At 55.3% G+C, this 17,554-nt stretch carries 16 protein-coding genes; 11 read left to right on the top strand and 5 right to left on the bottom strand.

What is annotated here, in order from left to right; genetic code table 11:
* Positions 1 to 154 precede the first annotated feature (154 nt).
* From PAT9B_RS26485 to PAT9B_RS26445, 9 genes are all read left to right on the top strand, one after another.
* Entirely contained in the window at positions 155 to 1,723 is a 1,569-nt protein-coding gene (locus PAT9B_RS26485; protein ID WP_223300533.1) for an ABC transporter substrate-binding protein, read from the top strand.
* Positions 1,720 to 2,700: an ABC transporter permease gene (locus PAT9B_RS26480; RefSeq protein ID WP_013512358.1), complete on the top strand. Its 981-nt coding sequence runs from the start codon at positions 1,720 to 1,722 to the stop codon at positions 2,698 to 2,700. Before PAT9B_RS26485 ends, PAT9B_RS26480 begins: the two co-directional genes overlap by 4 nt.
* Complete coding sequence (locus PAT9B_RS26475) at positions 2,697 to 3,560, top strand: ABC transporter permease (RefSeq protein WP_013512357.1); 864 nt, start codon at positions 2,697 to 2,699, stop codon at positions 3,558 to 3,560. Before PAT9B_RS26480 ends, PAT9B_RS26475 begins: the two co-directional genes overlap by 4 nt.
* Positions 3,557 to 5,197 carry an ABC transporter ATP-binding protein gene (locus PAT9B_RS26470; RefSeq protein WP_013512356.1) on the top strand — a complete coding sequence of 547 codons (1,641 nt, stop codon included), beginning with the start codon at positions 3,557 to 3,559 and terminating at the stop codon, positions 5,195 to 5,197. The genes PAT9B_RS26475 and PAT9B_RS26470 overlap by 4 nt, the downstream gene beginning before the upstream one ends.
* Positions 5,175 to 6,578 carry an LLM class flavin-dependent oxidoreductase gene (locus tag PAT9B_RS26465; protein WP_013512355.1) on the top strand — a complete coding sequence of 468 codons (1,404 nt, stop codon included), beginning with the start codon at positions 5,175 to 5,177 and terminating at the stop codon, positions 6,576 to 6,578. The genes PAT9B_RS26470 and PAT9B_RS26465 overlap by 23 nt, the downstream gene beginning before the upstream one ends.
* 144 nt (positions 6,579 to 6,722) lie before the next feature.
* The gene (locus PAT9B_RS26460) at positions 6,723 to 7,550 is read left to right on the top strand and encodes an ABC transporter substrate-binding protein (RefSeq protein WP_013512354.1); all 828 of its coding nucleotides are present in this window, start codon (positions 6,723 to 6,725) and stop codon (positions 7,548 to 7,550) included.
* Positions 7,551 to 7,556: 6 nt separating this feature from the next.
* Complete coding sequence (locus PAT9B_RS26455) at positions 7,557 to 8,372, top strand: amino acid ABC transporter ATP-binding protein (protein ID WP_013512353.1); 816 nt, start codon at positions 7,557 to 7,559, stop codon at positions 8,370 to 8,372.
* On the top strand, positions 8,369 to 9,112 hold the full coding sequence (locus PAT9B_RS26450) for an ABC transporter permease subunit (RefSeq protein WP_013512352.1): 744 nt from the start codon (positions 8,369 to 8,371) through the stop codon (positions 9,110 to 9,112). Before PAT9B_RS26455 ends, PAT9B_RS26450 begins: the two co-directional genes overlap by 4 nt.
* Positions 9,109 to 9,807 (top strand): ABC transporter permease subunit, encoded by a 699-nt coding sequence (locus tag PAT9B_RS26445; RefSeq protein WP_013512351.1) that lies wholly within the window; start codon positions 9,109 to 9,111, stop codon positions 9,805 to 9,807. The genes PAT9B_RS26450 and PAT9B_RS26445 overlap by 4 nt, the downstream gene beginning before the upstream one ends.
* Here PAT9B_RS26445 and PAT9B_RS26440 read toward each other — a convergent pair.
* From PAT9B_RS26440 to PAT9B_RS26420, 5 genes are all read right to left on the bottom strand, one after another.
* The gene (locus tag PAT9B_RS26440) at positions 9,780 to 10,136 is read right to left on the bottom strand and encodes a hypothetical protein (RefSeq protein ID WP_013512350.1); all 357 of its coding nucleotides are present in this window, start codon (positions 10,134 to 10,136) and stop codon (positions 9,780 to 9,782) included. The genes PAT9B_RS26445 and PAT9B_RS26440 overlap by 28 nt on opposite strands.
* A 75-nt stretch (positions 10,137 to 10,211) precedes the next feature.
* On the bottom strand, positions 10,212 to 11,021 hold the full coding sequence (locus PAT9B_RS26435) for an SDR family oxidoreductase (RefSeq protein WP_013512349.1): 810 nt from the start codon (positions 11,019 to 11,021) through the stop codon (positions 10,212 to 10,214).
* The gene (gene iolE / locus PAT9B_RS26430; RefSeq protein WP_013512348.1) at positions 11,021 to 11,932 is read right to left on the bottom strand and encodes a myo-inosose-2 dehydratase; all 912 of its coding nucleotides are present in this window, start codon (positions 11,930 to 11,932) and stop codon (positions 11,021 to 11,023) included. The genes PAT9B_RS26435 and iolE overlap by 1 nt, the downstream gene beginning before the upstream one ends.
* A gap of 16 nt (positions 11,933 to 11,948) precedes the next feature.
* On the bottom strand, positions 11,949 to 13,793 hold the full coding sequence (gene iolD, locus PAT9B_RS26425; RefSeq protein WP_013512347.1) for a 3D-(3,5/4)-trihydroxycyclohexane-1,2-dione acylhydrolase (decyclizing): 1,845 nt from the start codon (positions 13,791 to 13,793) through the stop codon (positions 11,949 to 11,951).
* Positions 13,794 to 13,946: 153 nt separating this feature from the next.
* Complete coding sequence (locus tag PAT9B_RS26420; RefSeq protein WP_013512346.1) at positions 13,947 to 14,885, bottom strand: MurR/RpiR family transcriptional regulator; 939 nt, start codon at positions 14,883 to 14,885, stop codon at positions 13,947 to 13,949.
* 407 nt (positions 14,886 to 15,292) lie between these two features.
* On the opposite strand from PAT9B_RS26420, the gene PAT9B_RS26415 reads away from it, so the two are divergent.
* Together PAT9B_RS26415 and PAT9B_RS26410 are read left to right on the top strand one after the other, a co-directional pair.
* Complete coding sequence (locus tag PAT9B_RS26415) at positions 15,293 to 16,726, top strand: NAD-dependent succinate-semialdehyde dehydrogenase (protein ID WP_013512345.1); 1,434 nt, start codon at positions 15,293 to 15,295, stop codon at positions 16,724 to 16,726.
* Positions 16,727 to 16,735: 9 nt separating this feature from the next.
* On the top strand, positions 16,736 to 17,554 hold the full coding sequence (locus PAT9B_RS26410) for an HpcH/HpaI aldolase/citrate lyase family protein (RefSeq protein WP_013512344.1): 819 nt from the start codon (positions 16,736 to 16,738) through the stop codon (positions 17,552 to 17,554).

Here is a 17,554-nt window from a genome sequence, read left to right as displayed (position 1 = left end):
CTATCAGTTATCTGCTTGTCATTTTCGGGTAACGTACCATCGCAATCAGAGAATAATTATGACTTTATTAAAAAATAAAAACGTTTCGTTTAAGCAAGGAATTAAGACGCATCGCTGGTTATTCACGCCGTTATTTATTCTCTGTAGCCTTGGCATGGCGGCGAAAGCATCGGCGGCAGAGACGCCAGTTAAAGGTGGAACGTTAATTTACGCCACTGACCGCGAGCCAACCTGCCTCGATCCGCATGTCGATGGCGATATGCCGCAGGTGTTCGTCGCGCAACAATTTCTCGACTCATTGGTGTCGATGGATGATAAAGGGGCGATCCATCCCTGGCTGGCAAAAAGCTGGGACGTGTCTGCTGATGGCAAAACCTATACGTTCCATTTACGCGACGATGTGAAATTCACCAATGGTGAGAAATTTACTTCGCAGGCGGTAAAAGCCAATCTCGACCATATGGCAAATCCCGCCACGCAATCCTCCACCGCCGGTGGTTATATTCGCCAATATGTTTCGACCGACACGCCAGATGACTATACCGCCGTGGTGCACCTTTCCACTCCTTATGCGGCGTTCCTCGAAGTACTGGCTCAGGGATTTTTAGGGATTGAAGCCCCATCGGCCTTGGCGCGCTCGCGTGATGAAAACTGTCAGGCACCGGTCGGTTCAGGGCCGTTTAAAGTGGTGAAGTGGGAGCGCCAAAACCAGGTGGTGCTGGAGCGCAATCCTGATTACAACTGGGCACCGCCTTATGCCCACCATCAGGGACCGGCGTATCTTGACCAGATCATCTGGCGCTTTATCCCTGAGCCTTCGGTCAGGTTCGCCGCGTTGCGCAGTGGCAAAGTGGATGTGATTGAGGCGCTGCCGCCGGAGTCGGAAACTGCCGCAGGCAGGAACAGTAATCTCGCCGTGCTGGTAAAAGATCGGCCTGGCAACCCCACCTATGGCGCGCTGAACACCCGACGCGAACCGTTCAACGATGTCAAAGTGCGAGAGGCGTTTGTACGCTCGGCAGATATTGATGGCGCGCTGGCGAGCATCTTCTTTAACCATTTCCACCGTGCCAGTGGCCCACTCAGCCCGGTAACGCCGTTCTACAGCCCGGACTTTGCTCATGCTGATGATTACGATCCGAAGCGCTCGGCACAATTGCTGGAAGCAGCAGGCTGGACGCAATCGGCACCAGGTGCCATCCGCACCCGCAATGGCAAACCATTGACGGTGCATATTCCGATTGGCGCTTCGACCAGTACGCCGGAGCGCACCCTGTGGGAACAGGTCCAGGCTACGGCGCGCCAGGTGGGCTTTGATGTCCAGCTGCAACCGGTAAGCGATGCGGAATCGACCGATTTGCAGGGCAAATGGGACTACGATGTCAGCCTCGGTTACTGGAATACCAATACGCCAGATGTGTTGCGTATCCTGTTCGGCTCAGCGTTTCTCGGTGCCGCTGGCTCGGGCGGTTATCACCAGAACGATACCGGGTTCAACAATCCCCAATTCGATACGCTGGTGCAACAGGCGCTGGAGACTCAGGACAGCGAGGCGCGTCGCAAGCTTTACTATCAGGCGCAGAAAATCATCGCGGATAACTATCTCCAGTTACGCACCTATCCACAAAGTACCCGTTTAGGCATCTACAAAACAGCCCATGATGTCCGTCTCGAACCCTCGCTGACGGTGACGTGGCTGTATGACGCGTGGGTCAGCAAATGAGTATCCTGCTGAACGAAAGCCCGGGACGGGCGGGACTAACGAAGCACACACGTCGCCTGCTACAACGGTTGCTGGGCGGGATTATCGTGTTGTGGGCCTCCGCCACTGTCACCTTCTTCGCGTTAAAACTCACCCCCGGCGATCCGGTGCGCGCCCTGCTCGGGGGGCCATCGGCCAATCCGACGCCGGAAACCATTGCTGCCACCATCAGAGAGTTTGGTCTTGATAAGCCAGTGGCAGAGCAGTATCTCATCTGGCTTAAGCGGCTACTGAGTGGGGATTTTGGCGTTTCCTTTTCTCAGCATCAGCCGGTGGCCGAGGTGATTGCCGAACAGATCGGGCCGACGCTGCAACTGACGCTGGCGGCGTTGCTGTTCGCCTGGCTGCTGGCGCTGATTTCTGTGCTTAGCACAGCCAGCCGTCACCGGCTGTTGTCCTCCATCGGTTCCGCGCTGGAAACCCTGAGCGCGGCGCTGCCGCAATTCTGGCTGGGGATCGTGTTGCTGTCGGTGTTCGCCTTCGGTCTGCAATGGTTTCCACCGGAAAGCGATGAGGGGCTGGCGGGTCTGGTGTTGCCTGCGCTGGCGCTGGCCATTCCGCTTGCGGGTTTTATGTCGCAGGTGATGCGCGAGGCGTTCGACATTGGTATGGAACAGCCTTTTGTGCTCAGCGCCCGCGCGCGTGGCGTCAGAGATATCACGGTGCGTCTGCGCCATGTATTGCGGCACGCGTTATTGCCTGCCGTCAGCCTCTCGGCCTGGGCCGTCGGTGCATTGATGGGCAATGCGGTACTGATTGAACTGATCTTTTCGCGACAGGGCATTGGCCGCCAGCTTTATCAGGCGGTGATGAAACAGGATATGCCACTGACCGTCGGTATCACGCTGGTGATCACCCTGGCCTATATCGTCACCAGCTTGCTGGTGGACATTCTTTACGTTGTGATCGATCCCCGCATTGAGGAGAACCGTCCATGAGTAGCTCCCCGGTTACGCTGACAGACACCCTGCAACGCGCCCGCCCTCGGCGAAAACCTGTCACGCCTGGCGCGCTGTTCGCCACACTGTTCCTGCTATTTTTGCTGCTGGCCGCGCTGTTTCCCGGCTTATTCACCCAGTATGACCCGCTGGCAATTTCCCCGCGCGATGCCTTTCAGGAGCCGGGTGTGCAGCACTGGTTTGGTACTGACCAGTCCGGTCGTGACCTGTTCAGCCGGGTGATACATGGCGCCCGGCTGTCGTTGTTACTGGGGATCGGTGCGGTGGCGCTCTCTGCGGTGCTGGCGATTGCGCTGGGCCTGGTGGGGGGACTCAGTGGTGAGACCGGGCAGCGCATCACCGGCTGGATACTGGATATTCTGTTTTCCTTTCCGACCCTGATTCTGGCGCTGCTGTTCAGCGCTCATCTTGGCAGCGGCATTGGCCCGTTGATTATCGCCACCGGCATCAGCAATGCGCCGGGCTACGCCAAAATGGTTTACGGCCAGATCCTGACGGTGCGCCATGCCAGTTATATCGATGCCGCGCGGGCGTTAGGCCATGCGCCTGCGCGCATTATCACCCGCCAGCTGCTGCCGAATGCGCTGCGTCCGCTGCTGGTGGCACTGACCATGGGGTGCGGTCAGGCGATTGTCTGGTCATCGGCACTGTCGTTCCTCGGGCTTGGCGCACCACCACCTGCTGCTGAATGGGGCACCCTGTTGTCGATGGGGCGTGATTTCGTGGAGCAGGCGTGGTGGCTCACCTTCTTCCCCGGGTTATTTATTGTGTTAACCACCCTGTCAACTTCGGTGCTGGGACGCTATCTGCAACGGAAAAGCGAGGGACGTTTAGCATGAGTGATAAGCAATTGATCGTGGATGGCTTAACCATCGACGTACATCAACACGGTGAACGCAAACGTCTGGTGAGTAACGTTTCTTTTCGCCTGGCACCGGGCAAAGTGGTGGCGCTGGTTGGTGAATCGGGTTCGGGCAAAAGCGTCACCGCCCGTGCACTGGTTGGCCTGTCTGCTGCGGGTTGTGAGGTACAGGCACGGCAATTAACGTTTGGCGATCGCCCATTGCTCCGACAGAGCGAGAAAGAGTGGCGCGTGTTACGCGGTCAGAGCATCGGTTTTGTATTGCAGGATGCGCTGGTGTCGCTCGACCCGCTGCGTACCATCGGTGACGAGATCATTGAATCGCTGCAAGCACATCGCTGGGGTACGTGCTCACAACGTCAGGCGCGCATGCTGGCGCTGCTGGAAAAAGTAGGGATTCCCCATCCGGCACTGCGTGCACGCCAGCGAGCCGGGGAGCTGTCTGGTGGGTTACGCCAGCGTGCATTAATCGCCAGTGCGTTAGCGCTCGATCCGCCGATTCTGATTGCTGACGAGCCGACTACGGCACTCGATACCACCGTGCAGGCGCAGATCATCGGGTTATTACAGGAAATCCGCCAGCAGGGGCGCGGGTTGTTGATTATCAGCCACGATCTCAATGTGGTATCGCAGCTGGCTGATGAGGTGATTGTGATGCATCACGGAGTGGTGGTGGAGCAGGGCGGTGTGCAGCAGGTATTGCGTCATCCGCAACATGATTATACCCGTCAGCTGCTGGCCGCCGCACCCGGTAGTCGGCAACCGGATCATCGCAGCCAGCGCCAGTCGGGAGAAGCTGCGGTGCTGGAGGCGCGCAACCTGCATAAAACCTACACCCGTGCGCATCATCAAATCACCGCTGTTGATACGGTGAGTTTTCAGCTCTACCGGGGCGAGACGCTCGGCATTATTGGAGAGTCGGGTTCTGGTAAAACGACTACTGCACGCATGGTGATGGGATTGATCGAGCCGGATAGCGGCGAGGTCGATTTTGCCGGTCTGCCGTGGGTCAACCCGCAGGCGCAGCCGCCGCTGAAAGAGGCGCAGCGACGGGCGCGGCGGCGGGCACTGAGCATCATTTATCAGGACCCGCTGAGTTCATTTGACCCGCGCTGGTCAGTACGTCAAATCCTCAGTGATGCCCTGGATGTGATAGGGCTGCCACGCAGTGCCCATGCGGAGCGTATCGCCATGTTACTGGAACAGGTGCGCCTGCCGCTTTCGCTCGCCGAGCACTGGCCAAAGCAGCTCTCGGGTGGGCAGCGCCAGCGCGTTGCTATTGCGCGTGCGCTGGCGACCGAACCGGATGTGATTCTGTGCGATGAGCCGGTTTCGGCCCTTGATGCGTCGGTTCAGGCGCAGATTCTTGATTTACTCAATACGTTGCAGACCTCGCTGGGCGTGGCCTATTTGTTCATTTCCCATGATCTCGCCGTTATTCGTCACCTGTGCGACCGCCTGTTGGTGATGCGCGATGGCAAGGTAGTCGAGCAAGGTACGGTGCAGGAAATTTTCACTCGGCCACAACATGCCTTTACCCGCCAGCTCCTGGCGGCTTCTTCTTTTGCACCCGCGACAACAGGACTCATCAATGAGCAAGCAAATACGTTTTAATGCCTTTGAAATGAACTGTGTAGGGCATCAGTCATCCGGGTTATGGCGTCATCCACGCGACCGTTCCTGGCAATACAAAGACATTAGCTACTGGACCGATCTGGCCCAATTGCTGGAGCAGGGGCTGTTTGACGGCATTTTCATCGCTGATGTCATCGGCTATTACGATGTTTACGGCGGCAATGTTGATACGGCAGTGCGTGAGGCCTCACAAATCCCGGTTAATGACCCATTGCAACTGGCTGCACCGATTGCCATGGCGACGCAACATCTCGGAATTGGCATCACGATCTCCACCACCTATGAACATCCCTATACCTTCGCCCGACGGTTGTCGACGGCCGATCACCTGACCGGTGGCCGTATTGGCTGGAATATTGTGACGTCCTATCTCGATAGCGGTGCACGCAACGTGGGGAATCACGAATTACTGGAGCATGACGCCCGGTACGAACGCGCCGAAGAGTACATGGAAGTGCTGTATAAACTGCTTGAAGGCAGCTGGGAGCCGGATGCAGTGGTGCGCGATCGTGAGCGCGGTGTGTTTGCCGATCCGCAAAAGGTGCATGCGATTCGCCATCACGGCAAATTCTGGCAGGTGCCGGGGGTGCATATGAGCGAGCCTTCACCCCAACGAACGCCGCTGCTGTTTCAGGCCGGGTCGTCCGGGGCGGGTGTCCGATTCGCGGCGCGCAATGCCGAAAGTGTCTTTGTTAATTCGCACACGCTACCAGGGTTGAAAAGCTATGTCTCGACGTTGCGTCAACAGGTCGCCGCCGAGGGGCGCGATCCCCAAGGTGTGCTGGTGTATGCGTTGATCACTATCATCGTCGATGAAACCGATGAAAAGGCGCAGGCGAAATGGCGCGAATACCAGCAATATATCTCGCCTGAAGGCGCGCTGGCGCTGATTTCGGGCTGGAGTGGGCAGGATTTTTCAGCGGTGGAGCGGCATCAGCCGATTGAGAAAGATACCGCCGGGGGGATCGCCTCTCTGGTGAACACCTTTGCACCGCAACAGGAAAACTGGTCGGTGCAGGATCTGGCCGAGTTTGGCAGCATCGGTGGGTTGGGGAAAGTGTTTATCGGCTCTGTCGCGACCGTGGCGGATCAGCTGCAATATTGGGTGAATGAGACCGATGTGGATGGTTTCAACCTCGCTTATGTGGTGGCGCATGAAACCTTTGCCGATGTGATTAGCTGGCTGGTGCCGGAACTGCAACGACGTGGTGCCTATCGCACGGCTTATCCGCCGGGTAAAACCCTGCGCGAGAAACTGTTCGGACAGGGGCCACATTTGCCGGGCAGTCACCCCGCCCAGCGCTATCGCGACCCCGCACAATATGCGGATCAGCCTGCTGATGAAGAGGTGAAAGCATAACGCTACCTCTTCCTGCGCATGGGCACCGTTGGGACCACGATTATTCATTTCTGACATTTCATAAGTTTTTTTTATTCTTTGTTTCCTCCACAGGGATGTGGGAGCGTAGGAAGTACACACACGCACTGATTTTAAAGGATTTTTATGAGTAACCTAAAAGCAACACATAAGAAAAATATATTAACAATTGCCGTGCTGGCTACGCTGCTGGTTTCAGCCGCAGCCAGTGCCGATCAGTTAGCGGATATCAAAGCCGCCGGTGTGATCAAGGTCGCCACCTTTGACGCCAATCCCCCCTTCGGTTCGATTGATGCCAAAAGCCATGAGCTGGTGGGCTACGATGTGGACTTCGCCAAAGCGCTGGCCAACTCGCTGGGCGTGAAGTTGAAACTGGTTGCCACGAATCCGGCCAACCGTATCCCGTTGCTCCAGTCTGGCAAGGCCGATCTGATTGTTGCGGATATCACCATCACCCCGGAACGTGCGCAGGTTATTGATTTCTCCACGCCCTATTTCGTTACCGGACAGCAGTTCCTCGTTCCGGCAACATCGCCGGATCAGCTGGATAAATACAGCCATGCGCGCATTGGCGCGGTGAAGGGCACCACCGGAGAGCAGGCGCTGCATCAACGCTATCCGCAGGCCAGAGTGCTTGCCTATGACGATATTCCGCTGGCGTTGACGGCGTTACGCAATGGCAACGTTCAGGCGATTACCCAGGACAGCACCATCCTGGCCGGATTGCTGGCCGCCGCACCGGACAAGGAAAACTTTAAAATCCTGCCAGCGTTACTCAGTAAAGAGGAAATCGGCGTCGGGGTGAAAAAAGATCAGCCTGCATTACTGCAAGCGGTGAATGATGAACTGCTGGCGCTGGAGAAAAATGGTCAGGCGGCACAGATCTATAACATCTGGTTTGGCCCGGGTACGCCCGCACCTTCTCCCCGTAACTTCAGGATTGAAGCGAAGTAAGCGGCTATGGTGTTTATGAAATCGCTATCCGCAGTCCAGGCTGCGGATTTTTCACATCTGCAACAAGCCAGCGTCACTTTTCGCCGTGTCGGTAAACGTTACGGTGACCGGCAGGTATTGCGCGGGGTTGATCTGCATATTGAGTCAGGCGAAGTGGTGGCCATCATCGGCCCCTCCGGCTCGGGAAAATCGACGCTGATCCGTCTGATCAACCAACTGGAAAACCTCAGCGAGGGTGAAATTCTCATCGACAATCGCCCGACAGCGGGTCTGTCTGGCGTGGGTTTGCGCCAGTTGCGCAGTCGCATTGGCTTTGTGTTTCAGCAGTTTAATTTGTACGCCCATCTGACGGCACTACAGAATATCAGCGTGCCGTTACAGGTGGTACATGGCTGGAAAAAAGCAGCGGCAGTGCAGCGGGCCAGCGAGCTGCTGGCACATGTCGGACTGGCGGATAAAGCGTCGCATCTTCCGGCACAATTATCCGGTGGTCAGCAGCAGCGAGTGGCGATTGGCCGGGCACTGGCTTCTTCGCCACAAATCATTTTGTTTGATGAGCCAACATCGGCGCTGGACCCGGAAATGATTGGCGAAGTATTACAGGTGATGAAATCGCTGGCGTTGAGTGGCATCACCATGATTGTTGTCACGCATGAGATGCAGTTTGCACGTGAAATTGCGGACCGGGTGGTGTTTATCGATGGTGGCGAGATCCTCGAAGTTGCCGCGCCTGAACGTTTCTTCCTCCAGCCGGAACATCCACGCGCTCAGCGCTTCATGAAAAAAGTGTTAGATCCGCTGCACCAGGACTTCCTGTCATGAATCTGCACTTGGACTGGCAGGGAGTGCTGAGTGGACAGCCGTTGCAGTGGATCGTTAATGGCTATCTGACCACCTTGTGGGTGAGCTTGGTCGGGGCATTGCTGGCGACGCTGCTGGCTATCCTGCTGCTGTTCCTGCGTCTGAGCGGGAACCGTCTGGCGGTACGCGGCGTGGCGCTGTGGGTGTCACTCTTCCGTAATACCCCGATTCTGGTTCAGTTCCTGTTCTGGTATTTCTCCGCATGGAATCTGTTGCCGCGTGTCTGGCGCGACTGGATCAATGCCGACCATCCTGGTGCCTTGTTGCCCGGCGACGTCGGCTGGCTGACGCCGGAATTTCTGTGCTCGGCCTGGGGACTCGGCATCTTCATTTCCGCCTTTCTGGTGGAGGAGTTGAGTGCGGGTCTTTATGCCGTGCCTGACGGGCAACGTGAAGCTGCATTGAGTCAGGGATTCACCACGGCGGCCGCGTTGCGCTGGATTTTATTGCCGCAAGGATTAGCCAACGCCTGGCAACCGGTAGCGGGCCAGTATTTGAACCTGATGAAACTCTCTTCCCTTGCCAGCGGCATCGGCTTTGCGGAGCTGACCTATCAGGTGCGTCAGGTTGACAGCTATAACGCCCATGCGCTGGAAGCCTTTGCGGTCGGTACCGTGCTCTATCTGGCTACCGGGCTGTTGTTGGGATTGATATTCAGCTGGCTCGGGCCGGGACAGCGAATCAAGGATGGTGTGCGATGAACGGTGGTTTGCAGGTGATCATCGATAACCTGGGTTACTTATTGTGGGGTAATCTGGCGCAGGGTGAACCCGGCGGCGTATTACTGACCTTGCTGATGGCAGCCGGAGCCGCCCTGCTGGCGTTTCCGGGGGGGATTGCGCTGGCGTGTCTCGCCTGGCGGTTTAGCGGTGTGGTGCGCTCCCTGTTGTTTCTGTGGGCTGAATTGATTCGCGGGATACCGCTGATCTTTGTCATCTTCTGGATGTGGTATCTGCTGCCTGCGCTGACGGGGAGCGATATGCCCGGCGCGTTAACGGTGGCGCTGGCGCTGGCCTGGTTCACCTCCGCATCGGTGATGCATAGCACGCTGGCCGGGTTACAGGCGTTGCCTCCGGGGCAACATCATGCCGCACTGAGCCAGGGATTTTCGGCAGGAAAGTTATTGTGGCATATCCTGTTGCCGCAGACGCTGCGCAACATCAGACCTTCACTGGCGGGTATCGGCATCAACCTGATCAAAGATACGTCGCTGGCCTTTATCCTCAATGTACCAGAGCTGACGACGCTGGCAGGTCAGGTCAACAATCGGGTACAGGTCTACCCTGCGGCGCTGTTTGTGTTTACCGGTCTGGTCTATTACCTGTTATGCACCGGGCTGGCGAATCTGGTGCAGCGGCGTTGGAACGATCAAATTCGCTCATGCCGAAAAGAGTGATGTCTGCTTTTGATTCTGACCCGTTCCTGGAAATGTTTTTCCTCAAGCTCCAGCGTGATCAGTTCACAATTCAATTGCAAGGTGCTGATTTTCTTCTCGAGTTGAGCCAGGCTGTCATCTGCGACTTGATCAATCATATACATGATTTCATGACGGCAGTTTGTACCAAACGTCTTGTTAAATTTGTGTCGCGCCAGCCAATCAATGAGTTCTTCTGTTTGGTGTTCATCCTTTTGCCTGTCAGACTGAGAACCTGACATCATCAGGCGGATTTTCGCCAGGAAATGCTTATAAAAATTCATGATTTCATTGAGTTGTTGAATGTCCATCACATCCTCGCTGAACACATCGGATATCAGGCATGGTCAGCCTGCACTTGTCGGCTAACCATGCCATTGAAGTCGTTAAAGCGCGCTGGTGGGAGCTGCGGCCTGGTCGTAGCCACCCCAAACTGACTGATCGAAATTGATGACTGATCCTGTCATCAGCCCTGATTCTTCACTGGCAAGGAAGGCCACCGCACGGGCCACTTCTTCTGGCTGAATCAGGCGACCAAAGGGTTGTTCAGCGGCGGCTTTTTCCAGCCAGCCATCTTCCGCGCCGTGGTAGGTTTTCATGATGCGGTCCTCACCTTCGGATGCCATCCAGCCAATGTTGAGCGCATTGACACGAATGCGGTTGCGTAACAAAGCATAGGCTGTGTTGCGGGTGAGGGTTGCCAGTGCGCCTTTGGATGAGCAATAAGCAGCAATAAAAGGCTGGCCCGCCAGTCCGGACATGGAGCAGATATTCACAATGCTGCCTTCAATCTTCTCTCGGCGCATGATCTTGATGGCGTCCTGCATCAGGAAGAAAGGTCCACGGACATTGGTGGCGAACATTTGGTCAAACAGCTCGGGATCGGTATCGAGAATGGTGCCGCGATCCGTCATGCCACCAGCATTCACCAGCACGTCAACACGGCCAAATAACTCATCTGCGGAAGCAATGACGGTGCGACAATCTTCAACAGAGGATAAGTCAGCGTGCACAAATTCGACCTTGCCTTTGCCTTCGGCGTTGATGCTGGCCGCGATGTCACGGCCTTTGGTCTCATTTCTGCCACAAATCACCACGCCGGTAGCACCGTTTAGCGCGAAATGACGCGCAATCGCGGCCCCTAAGCCTTGAGTACCACCGGTAACGACGGCGACTTTACCTTTTAATTGATTCATCAAAGAACTCCTTCCACAAGTGAGTATCCCGCATCGCTCAGCGCTTTACGCAGGGTGCCATTACCAATACGTGCATATTTGAGGGGAGGGGCTTTTGCCGGGTCTTGTTCGGCTTCCACCACAAACCACCCCTGATAACCGATTTGCGCTAATTTGTTGATGATGGCGGTGAAGTCGATCCCGCCATCACCCGGCACCGTGTATACCCCTTTCAGTACCGCATCCAGGAAGCTGTCTTTATTCCAATCCAGTGTCGCCAGTACATCTTTACGAATATCTTTGGTATGGACGTGAATGATGCGTTCACCGTGTTTAGCCAGAACGGTCATTGGGTCTATACCCGCAAAAACCAGATGCCCGGAATCAAACAGCAATCCGACTTTGTCATTGGTGGCGGCCATCAGGCGATCGATATCATGCTGGTCCTCAATCGCGGTGCCCATGTGATGATGGAAAGCCAGCGGCACACCGTAATCCATGCAAAATTCACCGAAGCGAGACAGCTTCTCACCGTATTCAGCCATCTGCGCATCGGTCAGGCGACGGCGATTCACCAGTGGGATATGTTGCTGATTCTGAATGGTTCCTGCCGTCTCTCCGTACACCAGACAGGCGGCTCCGCAATCGCGAAACAGCTGCATCTGAGGGAGCGACTTTTTGATTTCCTCTTCTACCGTATTATCGAGGAGTGTGCCGGAGTACCATCCCGATACCAGTTCAAGCCTGAATTCACGCAGGATGGGTATCAATTCTTCACTGGTTTTCGGGAACTTCCCGCCGGTCTCGACGCCCTGAAAACCTGCCAGGTGACTTTCAGCGAGGCAGGTGGAGAGTGGCGTATCTCCGCCCAGTTGTGGCAGGTCGTCATTTGACCAGGCGATAGGCGCAATACCCAGTTTGGCTTTCAGCATTTTCAGGTTTCCTTATTTAAATACCGGCACGTTGATGTTTGCGGCCTGCAACGTGCTCGGCACGGGCCTGATTAACGCTGTCACGTGCACTGACTTCAGGCACCCCGACATCCCACCAGGCATCCCCTGGCGTCCAGGTGTAGGGATGCGTTTCAATCGAAATCACGGTGGTACGATCATTCCCTTTGGCCCATTTAATGGCTTCTGCTAACTCATCGAGGCGGGTGACTTTCCTTGCCAGCGCACCCATCGACTGCGCGTTTGCCACGAAATCAACATGGAAAGGCTCTTGTACCCGACAGTCTTTCAGCAGGTTATTAAATGATGCACCGCCTTTGGCATTTTGCAGACGGTTAATCACGGCATAGCCTCCGTTGTCACACACCAGGAGAATAAATTTGTGGCCGGAAAGTACACTTGAGTAGATATCGGAGTTCATCATCATGTAGGTTCCATCCCCAATCATCACGAACACATCCCGCGCGTTACCCGCCATCGCGGCCCCCCAGCCGGCGGAGAGTTCATACCCCATACAGGAAAATCCGAACTCACAATCAAAAGTACCGGGATTTTTAACCCGCCAGCCTTTAACTAACTCACCCGGCAGGCCACCTGCGGCGCTGATGATGTAATCCTCGGCGGCGGCCTGGGCATTAACGACGCCAATTACTTGGGCATAAGAAGGGGCTGTGCCGTGGTCAGTGTGCTCCTGTTTATCCGCGATCAGCGTGTTCCAGCTAATGAAAGCGTTACGACCGCGTTCCAGCCAGGCCGCGTCAGCCTGCCATGCGCCGAGCGCAGCATGCATCTCAGCGATGCCTTCTCGTGCGTCACAGATCAGAGGAAGGGAACGATGTTTGTGGGCGTCGAATCGGGCTGCATTTAACGCGATAAATTGGGCACCATGATCGAACAGGGTCCACGAGCCGGTGACGAAGTCCATCAGTCGCGTGCCAATAGCGATAATCACGTCAGCATTGGCCGCCAATTCATTAGCTGAGGTTGAACCGAGGATGCCAACAGGCCCCATATGCATCGGATGGTCATGGGTGAAGGCACCTTTACCTGCGATGGTTTCTACCACCGGGATGCCATGTTCTGTGGCGAAGGCTTCGAGCGTTGCTTCCGCCTGGGAGTAACGCACACCCCCGCCCGAAATAATGAGCGGACGTTTCGCCGTTTTCAGCAGTTGAACGGCCTGTTCCAGTAACCGCCGGTCAGGACGGGGGCGTGGCATGGTATGCAGTCGCGGAGAGAAGAACTCTTCCGGATAATCATAGGCCATCTCCTGTACGTCCTGACAGACACCGATAAAGGCGGGCCCACAGTCACCCGGATCAAGCAGGGTGGCGACCGCCTGTGGCAGAGAAGACATGATTTGTTCCGGCCAGGTTATGCGATCCCAATAGCGTGATACCGCTTTGAAAGCGTCATTGACGGTTTGGGTGGGATCGTTGAAGTGCTCTACTTGTTGCATCACCGGATCGGGAATTCGGCGGGCAAAGCTGTCACCGCAGATCATCAACACGGGTAAACGGCTGGTATGAGCAACGCCCGCGGCGGTCAAAAGATTCGTTGTACCCGGTCCAATAGATGCCGTGACCACCATAATCTGGCGACGTACCATGGCCTTAGCAAAACCGACAGCCGCAAAAGCCATCGATTGCTCATTCTGACCACGCCAGGTTGGCAGTACATCTTGTGCAGCTTCGAGTGCTTCACCCAGGCAGGTGACATTGCCATGACCGAAAATGCCATAGACGCCGGGGAAAAGGGGAACACGTTCACCGTCAACTTCCGTGAATTGGTTGCTCAGGTAACGAACAATCGCCTGAGCGGTGGTGCAACGAATTTTGGCCATAATTAACTCACTCTCAGTAGACGCTCAGACACAGCATCATGGTTGGTTTAACAAGTTAAATTGCGACATCTGATTAATAGCAATAAATGTTGCAATTTTTGAGCCTAAAAATCCCTTCCCGACGTGCGGGCAGGGATGAGAAGTGCATGGCGGTTACGCCCGGCTGCGCTTGCGGGCGGTTTCTTCGCGCTTTTCTCGTTCTGTAATGGTTTCGATGGTCGGTTCCGCTTTTTCAGGATGCAGCGCGGAGGCCAGGGCCATGGCAATGCTCTGAGCCAGACACATGGGGGCCGCCAGCGATCGCGAAAAGCTGTACTCTTCTTCCGGCACCGTAAACAGAACGCGTGCGTTTTTCGCCAAAGGTGACAACTGTCCATCGGTAATTGCCACGATCGGGAGTCCTCGGGCAAAAACATCATCAGCGATGGCAATCACTTCTTTCGCGTAGTGGCGGAAAGCGATGGCAAACAGCACATCATTTTCACGCATATTTTTTGCCATCTGGGGTGCCAGGCCACCTGAAGCATCCAGCAATACCACCCTGCGGTTCAGCATGGTGAACAGATAGCGCAGTAATAATGCAATAGGTTCCGAGCGCAGCTGACCCATGATATAGATGGTGTCAGCATCCTTTAGCAGCTGCGCCGCAAGGTCCAGATCGGCGGCTGTCACATTGTGCAGTAACTCCTGTAAGGTCGCGATATCGCGAATAACCAGACTCTGCAAAAACCCCAGGCTGCCACGTTCATCATTCTTCCGGAGGTCATTCTCCAGGGCATTCAGGCGTTCGTTGTAACCCGGAGCTGCTGTGGCAAGGCGTGACTGGAACACGCTCTGCATTTGTTTAAATCCGCTATAGCCAAATGCCTGTGCAAAACGCACCAGCACCGACGGGTGTAGTCCACATTTAGCCGCGACAGCATTAATGGACTCAAGCGCCACCGTATTCGGGTTTTGCGTGATATAGCGTGCCGCCTGTTTATGTCGTTCGGACAACTGCGCATAACGCGCCGTGATGTCATTGACGACCTGTTCATAAGTTGAATGAGGCAGCGGTTTAGACGTGGCCTGCATCTTCTGTACTTTTCCCATTTACCGTTCCTCAGCAAATCACCGCGACCAGTCTACTTCATCAAGAGCAATAAAAATTGCAAATTCAACTTCCATGCAATTATTTCTAACGTATTCGTCAGCCCCTGTGAAAATGTCTTGGCCTGTTTTGTGATTTCACTCGAAAAAATCACTTAAATTTTTGGCGTGTTAACGCCATGTCAAATTCTACTAAGTTTCAATCCATTGAAATGTAATGACTAATTAACCAATTCTGCGCCTGTGTTGTTGAAAGGTTGTGGTGTTGCAATTTTTGTTGCGATAAAACTAATATTGCAAACATCAGTGCTGTCAGGTGGCGTTAAGTTGCAATCAGTTGCCGTCTGCACAGTCGCCACATGTTCGGGAACGCGATAAGCCTGAACCAGATGCCGGAGGAAAGACGAACCATGTACGAGAATGTTGGACAGTTCATAAATGGTCAATGGTGCAAGGGAAGCGGGCAGGAATCGATCAATGTTATCGATCCGGGCAATGGACAGGTGCTAGGGACATTTTCACCTGCATCTTCTTCTGACACCTACGATGCGCTTGACGCTGCTGAAAACGCGCTGCCTGGCTGGCGTGCAACCCAGGCTTGGGCACGTGCTGATTTCTTACAAGCTATCGCGCGAGAAATGGTTGCCGCTGCCGCTGAGGCCGCATTAACCATTTCGCAGGAGAGCGGTAAACCCTTAGCTCAGGCGAAACGAGAATGGGAGCTGTCAGTTGACCAGTTTGTCTGGTACGCCGAAGAGGCTCGTCGTATTTATGGCCGGATTGTCGAAAGTCGAGTACCGGGTGGCCGTTGTGAAGTGCTGCATGAGCCGGTGGGGGTGGTTGCTGCCTTTACCGCGTGGAATTTTCCGGTGGTTTTGGTTGCGCGTAAATTGGCACCCGCATTGGCTGCGGGTTGCACGGTGGTATTGCGTCCATCCAGTGAAGTGCCCGGTTGTGCAATGATGATTTTTGAATGCCTGCGCAAGGCGGGCCTGCCTGCCGGGGTGGCGAACCTGGTTGTCGGACCGACAACCGACACCTATGAACCGCTGATCGCCTCCCCGGTGGTGAAAAAAGTGTCGTTGACCGGATCAACCCAGCTTGGGCAGCAGATGATTCGTGATTCTTCCGGCACGATTAAACGCCTGAGTATGGAGCTGGGCGGGAATGCGCCGGTGATTGTTTATGACGATGCCGATGTGGAAAAGGCACTCGACCTCTCTGTTGCCACCAAATTTGCCAATTGCGGCCAGGTCTGTGTGACCTGCGATCGCTTCTATGTGCATGAAAGTCTCTACGACGCTTTTGTCACCGGTTTCGCCAGCCGGGCCGCCAAATTAAAGGTCGGATATGGTCAGGACGAAGGCATCAACATGGGGCCACTGATCAACCCCCGTCGCTTACGTGCCATTGAAGAGATCGTTGCTGATGCGCGCCGTAAAGGAGGACGGATCGTCACTGGCGGTGAACGTATCGAACTCCATGGCGGTTATTTCTATGCGCCAACGGTGATTGCCGATCTGCCCGATGATGCGCTGGCAATTGCTGAAGAAAATTTCGGACCCATCGCGGCTATCACGTCATTTAAAGACAGTGAAGATCTCTGGGGGCGCGTGAACAACTCCGCCTACGCGCTCTCTGCGTATGCTTTTACGCATGATCCTGCACGTATCCGTGAAACAGTATCCCGCCTTGAGGCGGGCATGGTGGGGATTAACAGCTACGCGCTGGCTGCCGCTGAAGTGCCATTTGGTGGTATTAAGGCCAGCGGGATGGGACGTGAGGGGGGGGCGGAAGGCATCCACGATTATATGAACATCAAACTCGCACAAATCGTGGTGTAAGGAGCAGGGATGAAACTGAACAACATTAAAGCGCGCTGGAGTGACCATCAGACCGTCCTGAATGGTTGGTTGAGTATCGCGAACGCCTTTACTGCGGAGATCATGGCCGCTCAGGGTTATGACTCTCTCACCATTGATTTGCAGCATGGCTTTGTCGGCTATGAAGAGGCAAAACACATGTTACAGGCGATGCGTGCCAGCGGTGTTGCGCCTATGGTGCGCGTACCCTGGCTGGAACCGGGGATCATCATGAAGGCGCTGGATGCAGGAGCCTGGGGGATCATCTGTCCGATGGTTAATACCGCCGAGCAGGCTCAGTTACTGGTGTCCTGTGTGCGCTATCCCCCTCATGGTACACGCAGCTTCGGCCCGACGCGGGTCAGCTTTGCCGCAGGGCAAGATTACGGCCAGTTTGCGGATGAACAGGTTGTGTGTTTTGCCATGATTGAAACCGCAGAAGCAGTGCGAAATCTCGAAGCGATTGTCGCGACTCCAGGTCTTGATGGTGTGTATATCGGGCCAGCCGATTTGACGCTGGGGCTGACAGGCAGGAAATACCGCACGGGGTTTGACCGTGAGGAACCGGAAATCGTCGAAGCACTTAAACACATTCTCGATGTGGCGCATCGTGCAGGTAAGAAGGTCGGTTTGCACAACGGGACCGCCACCTATGCGGCGAAAGCCGCCGCCTGGGGCTTTGATTTGGTCACGGTCTCTAATGATGTGCAGCTGCTTCGTTCTGCCGCGACCGCCAGCATTGAGCAATTTCGTGAGCTGAATGAACCTCAGGCGCATTCCTCTCCTGCCAAACAGCCCGGAGGCTACTGA

It is taken from the genome of Pantoea sp. At-9b, from assembly GCF_000175935.2.
Taxonomy (GTDB): domain Bacteria; phylum Pseudomonadota; class Gammaproteobacteria; order Enterobacterales; family Enterobacteriaceae; genus Pantoea.
The sequence above is the reverse complement of the archived record's forward strand: the minus strand, read 5'-3'. Positions and strand labels throughout refer to the sequence as shown.

Bases quoted from the DNA above. Each gene is read 5' to 3' on its own strand.
- PAT9B_RS26485 (WP_223300533.1), top strand. From the start codon at position 155: ATGGCGGCGAAAGCATCGGCGGCAGAGACGCCAGTTAAAGGTGGAACG.
- PAT9B_RS26480 (WP_013512358.1), top strand. From the start codon at position 1,720: ATGAGTATCCTGCTGAACGAAAGCCCGGGACGGGCGGGACTAACGAAG.
- PAT9B_RS26475 (WP_013512357.1), top strand. From the start codon at position 2,697: ATGAGTAGCTCCCCGGTTACGCTGACAGACACCCTGCAACGCGCCCGC.
- PAT9B_RS26470 (WP_013512356.1), top strand. From the start codon at position 3,557: ATGAGTGATAAGCAATTGATCGTGGATGGCTTAACCATCGACGTACAT.
- PAT9B_RS26465 (WP_013512355.1), top strand. From the start codon at position 5,175: ATGAGCAAGCAAATACGTTTTAATGCCTTTGAAATGAACTGTGTAGGG.
- PAT9B_RS26460 (WP_013512354.1), top strand. From the start codon at position 6,723: ATGAGTAACCTAAAAGCAACACATAAGAAAAATATATTAACAATTGCC.
- PAT9B_RS26455 (WP_013512353.1), top strand. From the start codon at position 7,557: ATGGTGTTTATGAAATCGCTATCCGCAGTCCAGGCTGCGGATTTTTCA.
- PAT9B_RS26450 (WP_013512352.1), top strand. From the start codon at position 8,369: ATGAATCTGCACTTGGACTGGCAGGGAGTGCTGAGTGGACAGCCGTTG.
- PAT9B_RS26445 (WP_013512351.1), top strand. From the start codon at position 9,109: ATGAACGGTGGTTTGCAGGTGATCATCGATAACCTGGGTTACTTATTG.
- PAT9B_RS26440 (WP_013512350.1), bottom strand. From the start codon at position 10,136: ATGGACATTCAACAACTCAATGAAATCATGAATTTTTATAAGCATTTC.
- PAT9B_RS26435 (WP_013512349.1), bottom strand. From the start codon at position 11,021: ATGAATCAATTAAAAGGTAAAGTCGCCGTCGTTACCGGTGGTACTCAA.
- iolE (WP_013512348.1), bottom strand. From the start codon at position 11,932: ATGCTGAAAGCCAAACTGGGTATTGCGCCTATCGCCTGGTCAAATGAC.
- iolD (WP_013512347.1), bottom strand. From the start codon at position 13,793: ATGGCCAAAATTCGTTGCACCACCGCTCAGGCGATTGTTCGTTACCTG.
- PAT9B_RS26420 (WP_013512346.1), bottom strand. From the start codon at position 14,885: ATGGGAAAAGTACAGAAGATGCAGGCCACGTCTAAACCGCTGCCTCAT.
- PAT9B_RS26415 (WP_013512345.1), top strand. From the start codon at position 15,293: ATGTACGAGAATGTTGGACAGTTCATAAATGGTCAATGGTGCAAGGGA.
- PAT9B_RS26410 (WP_013512344.1), top strand. From the start codon at position 16,736: ATGAAACTGAACAACATTAAAGCGCGCTGGAGTGACCATCAGACCGTC.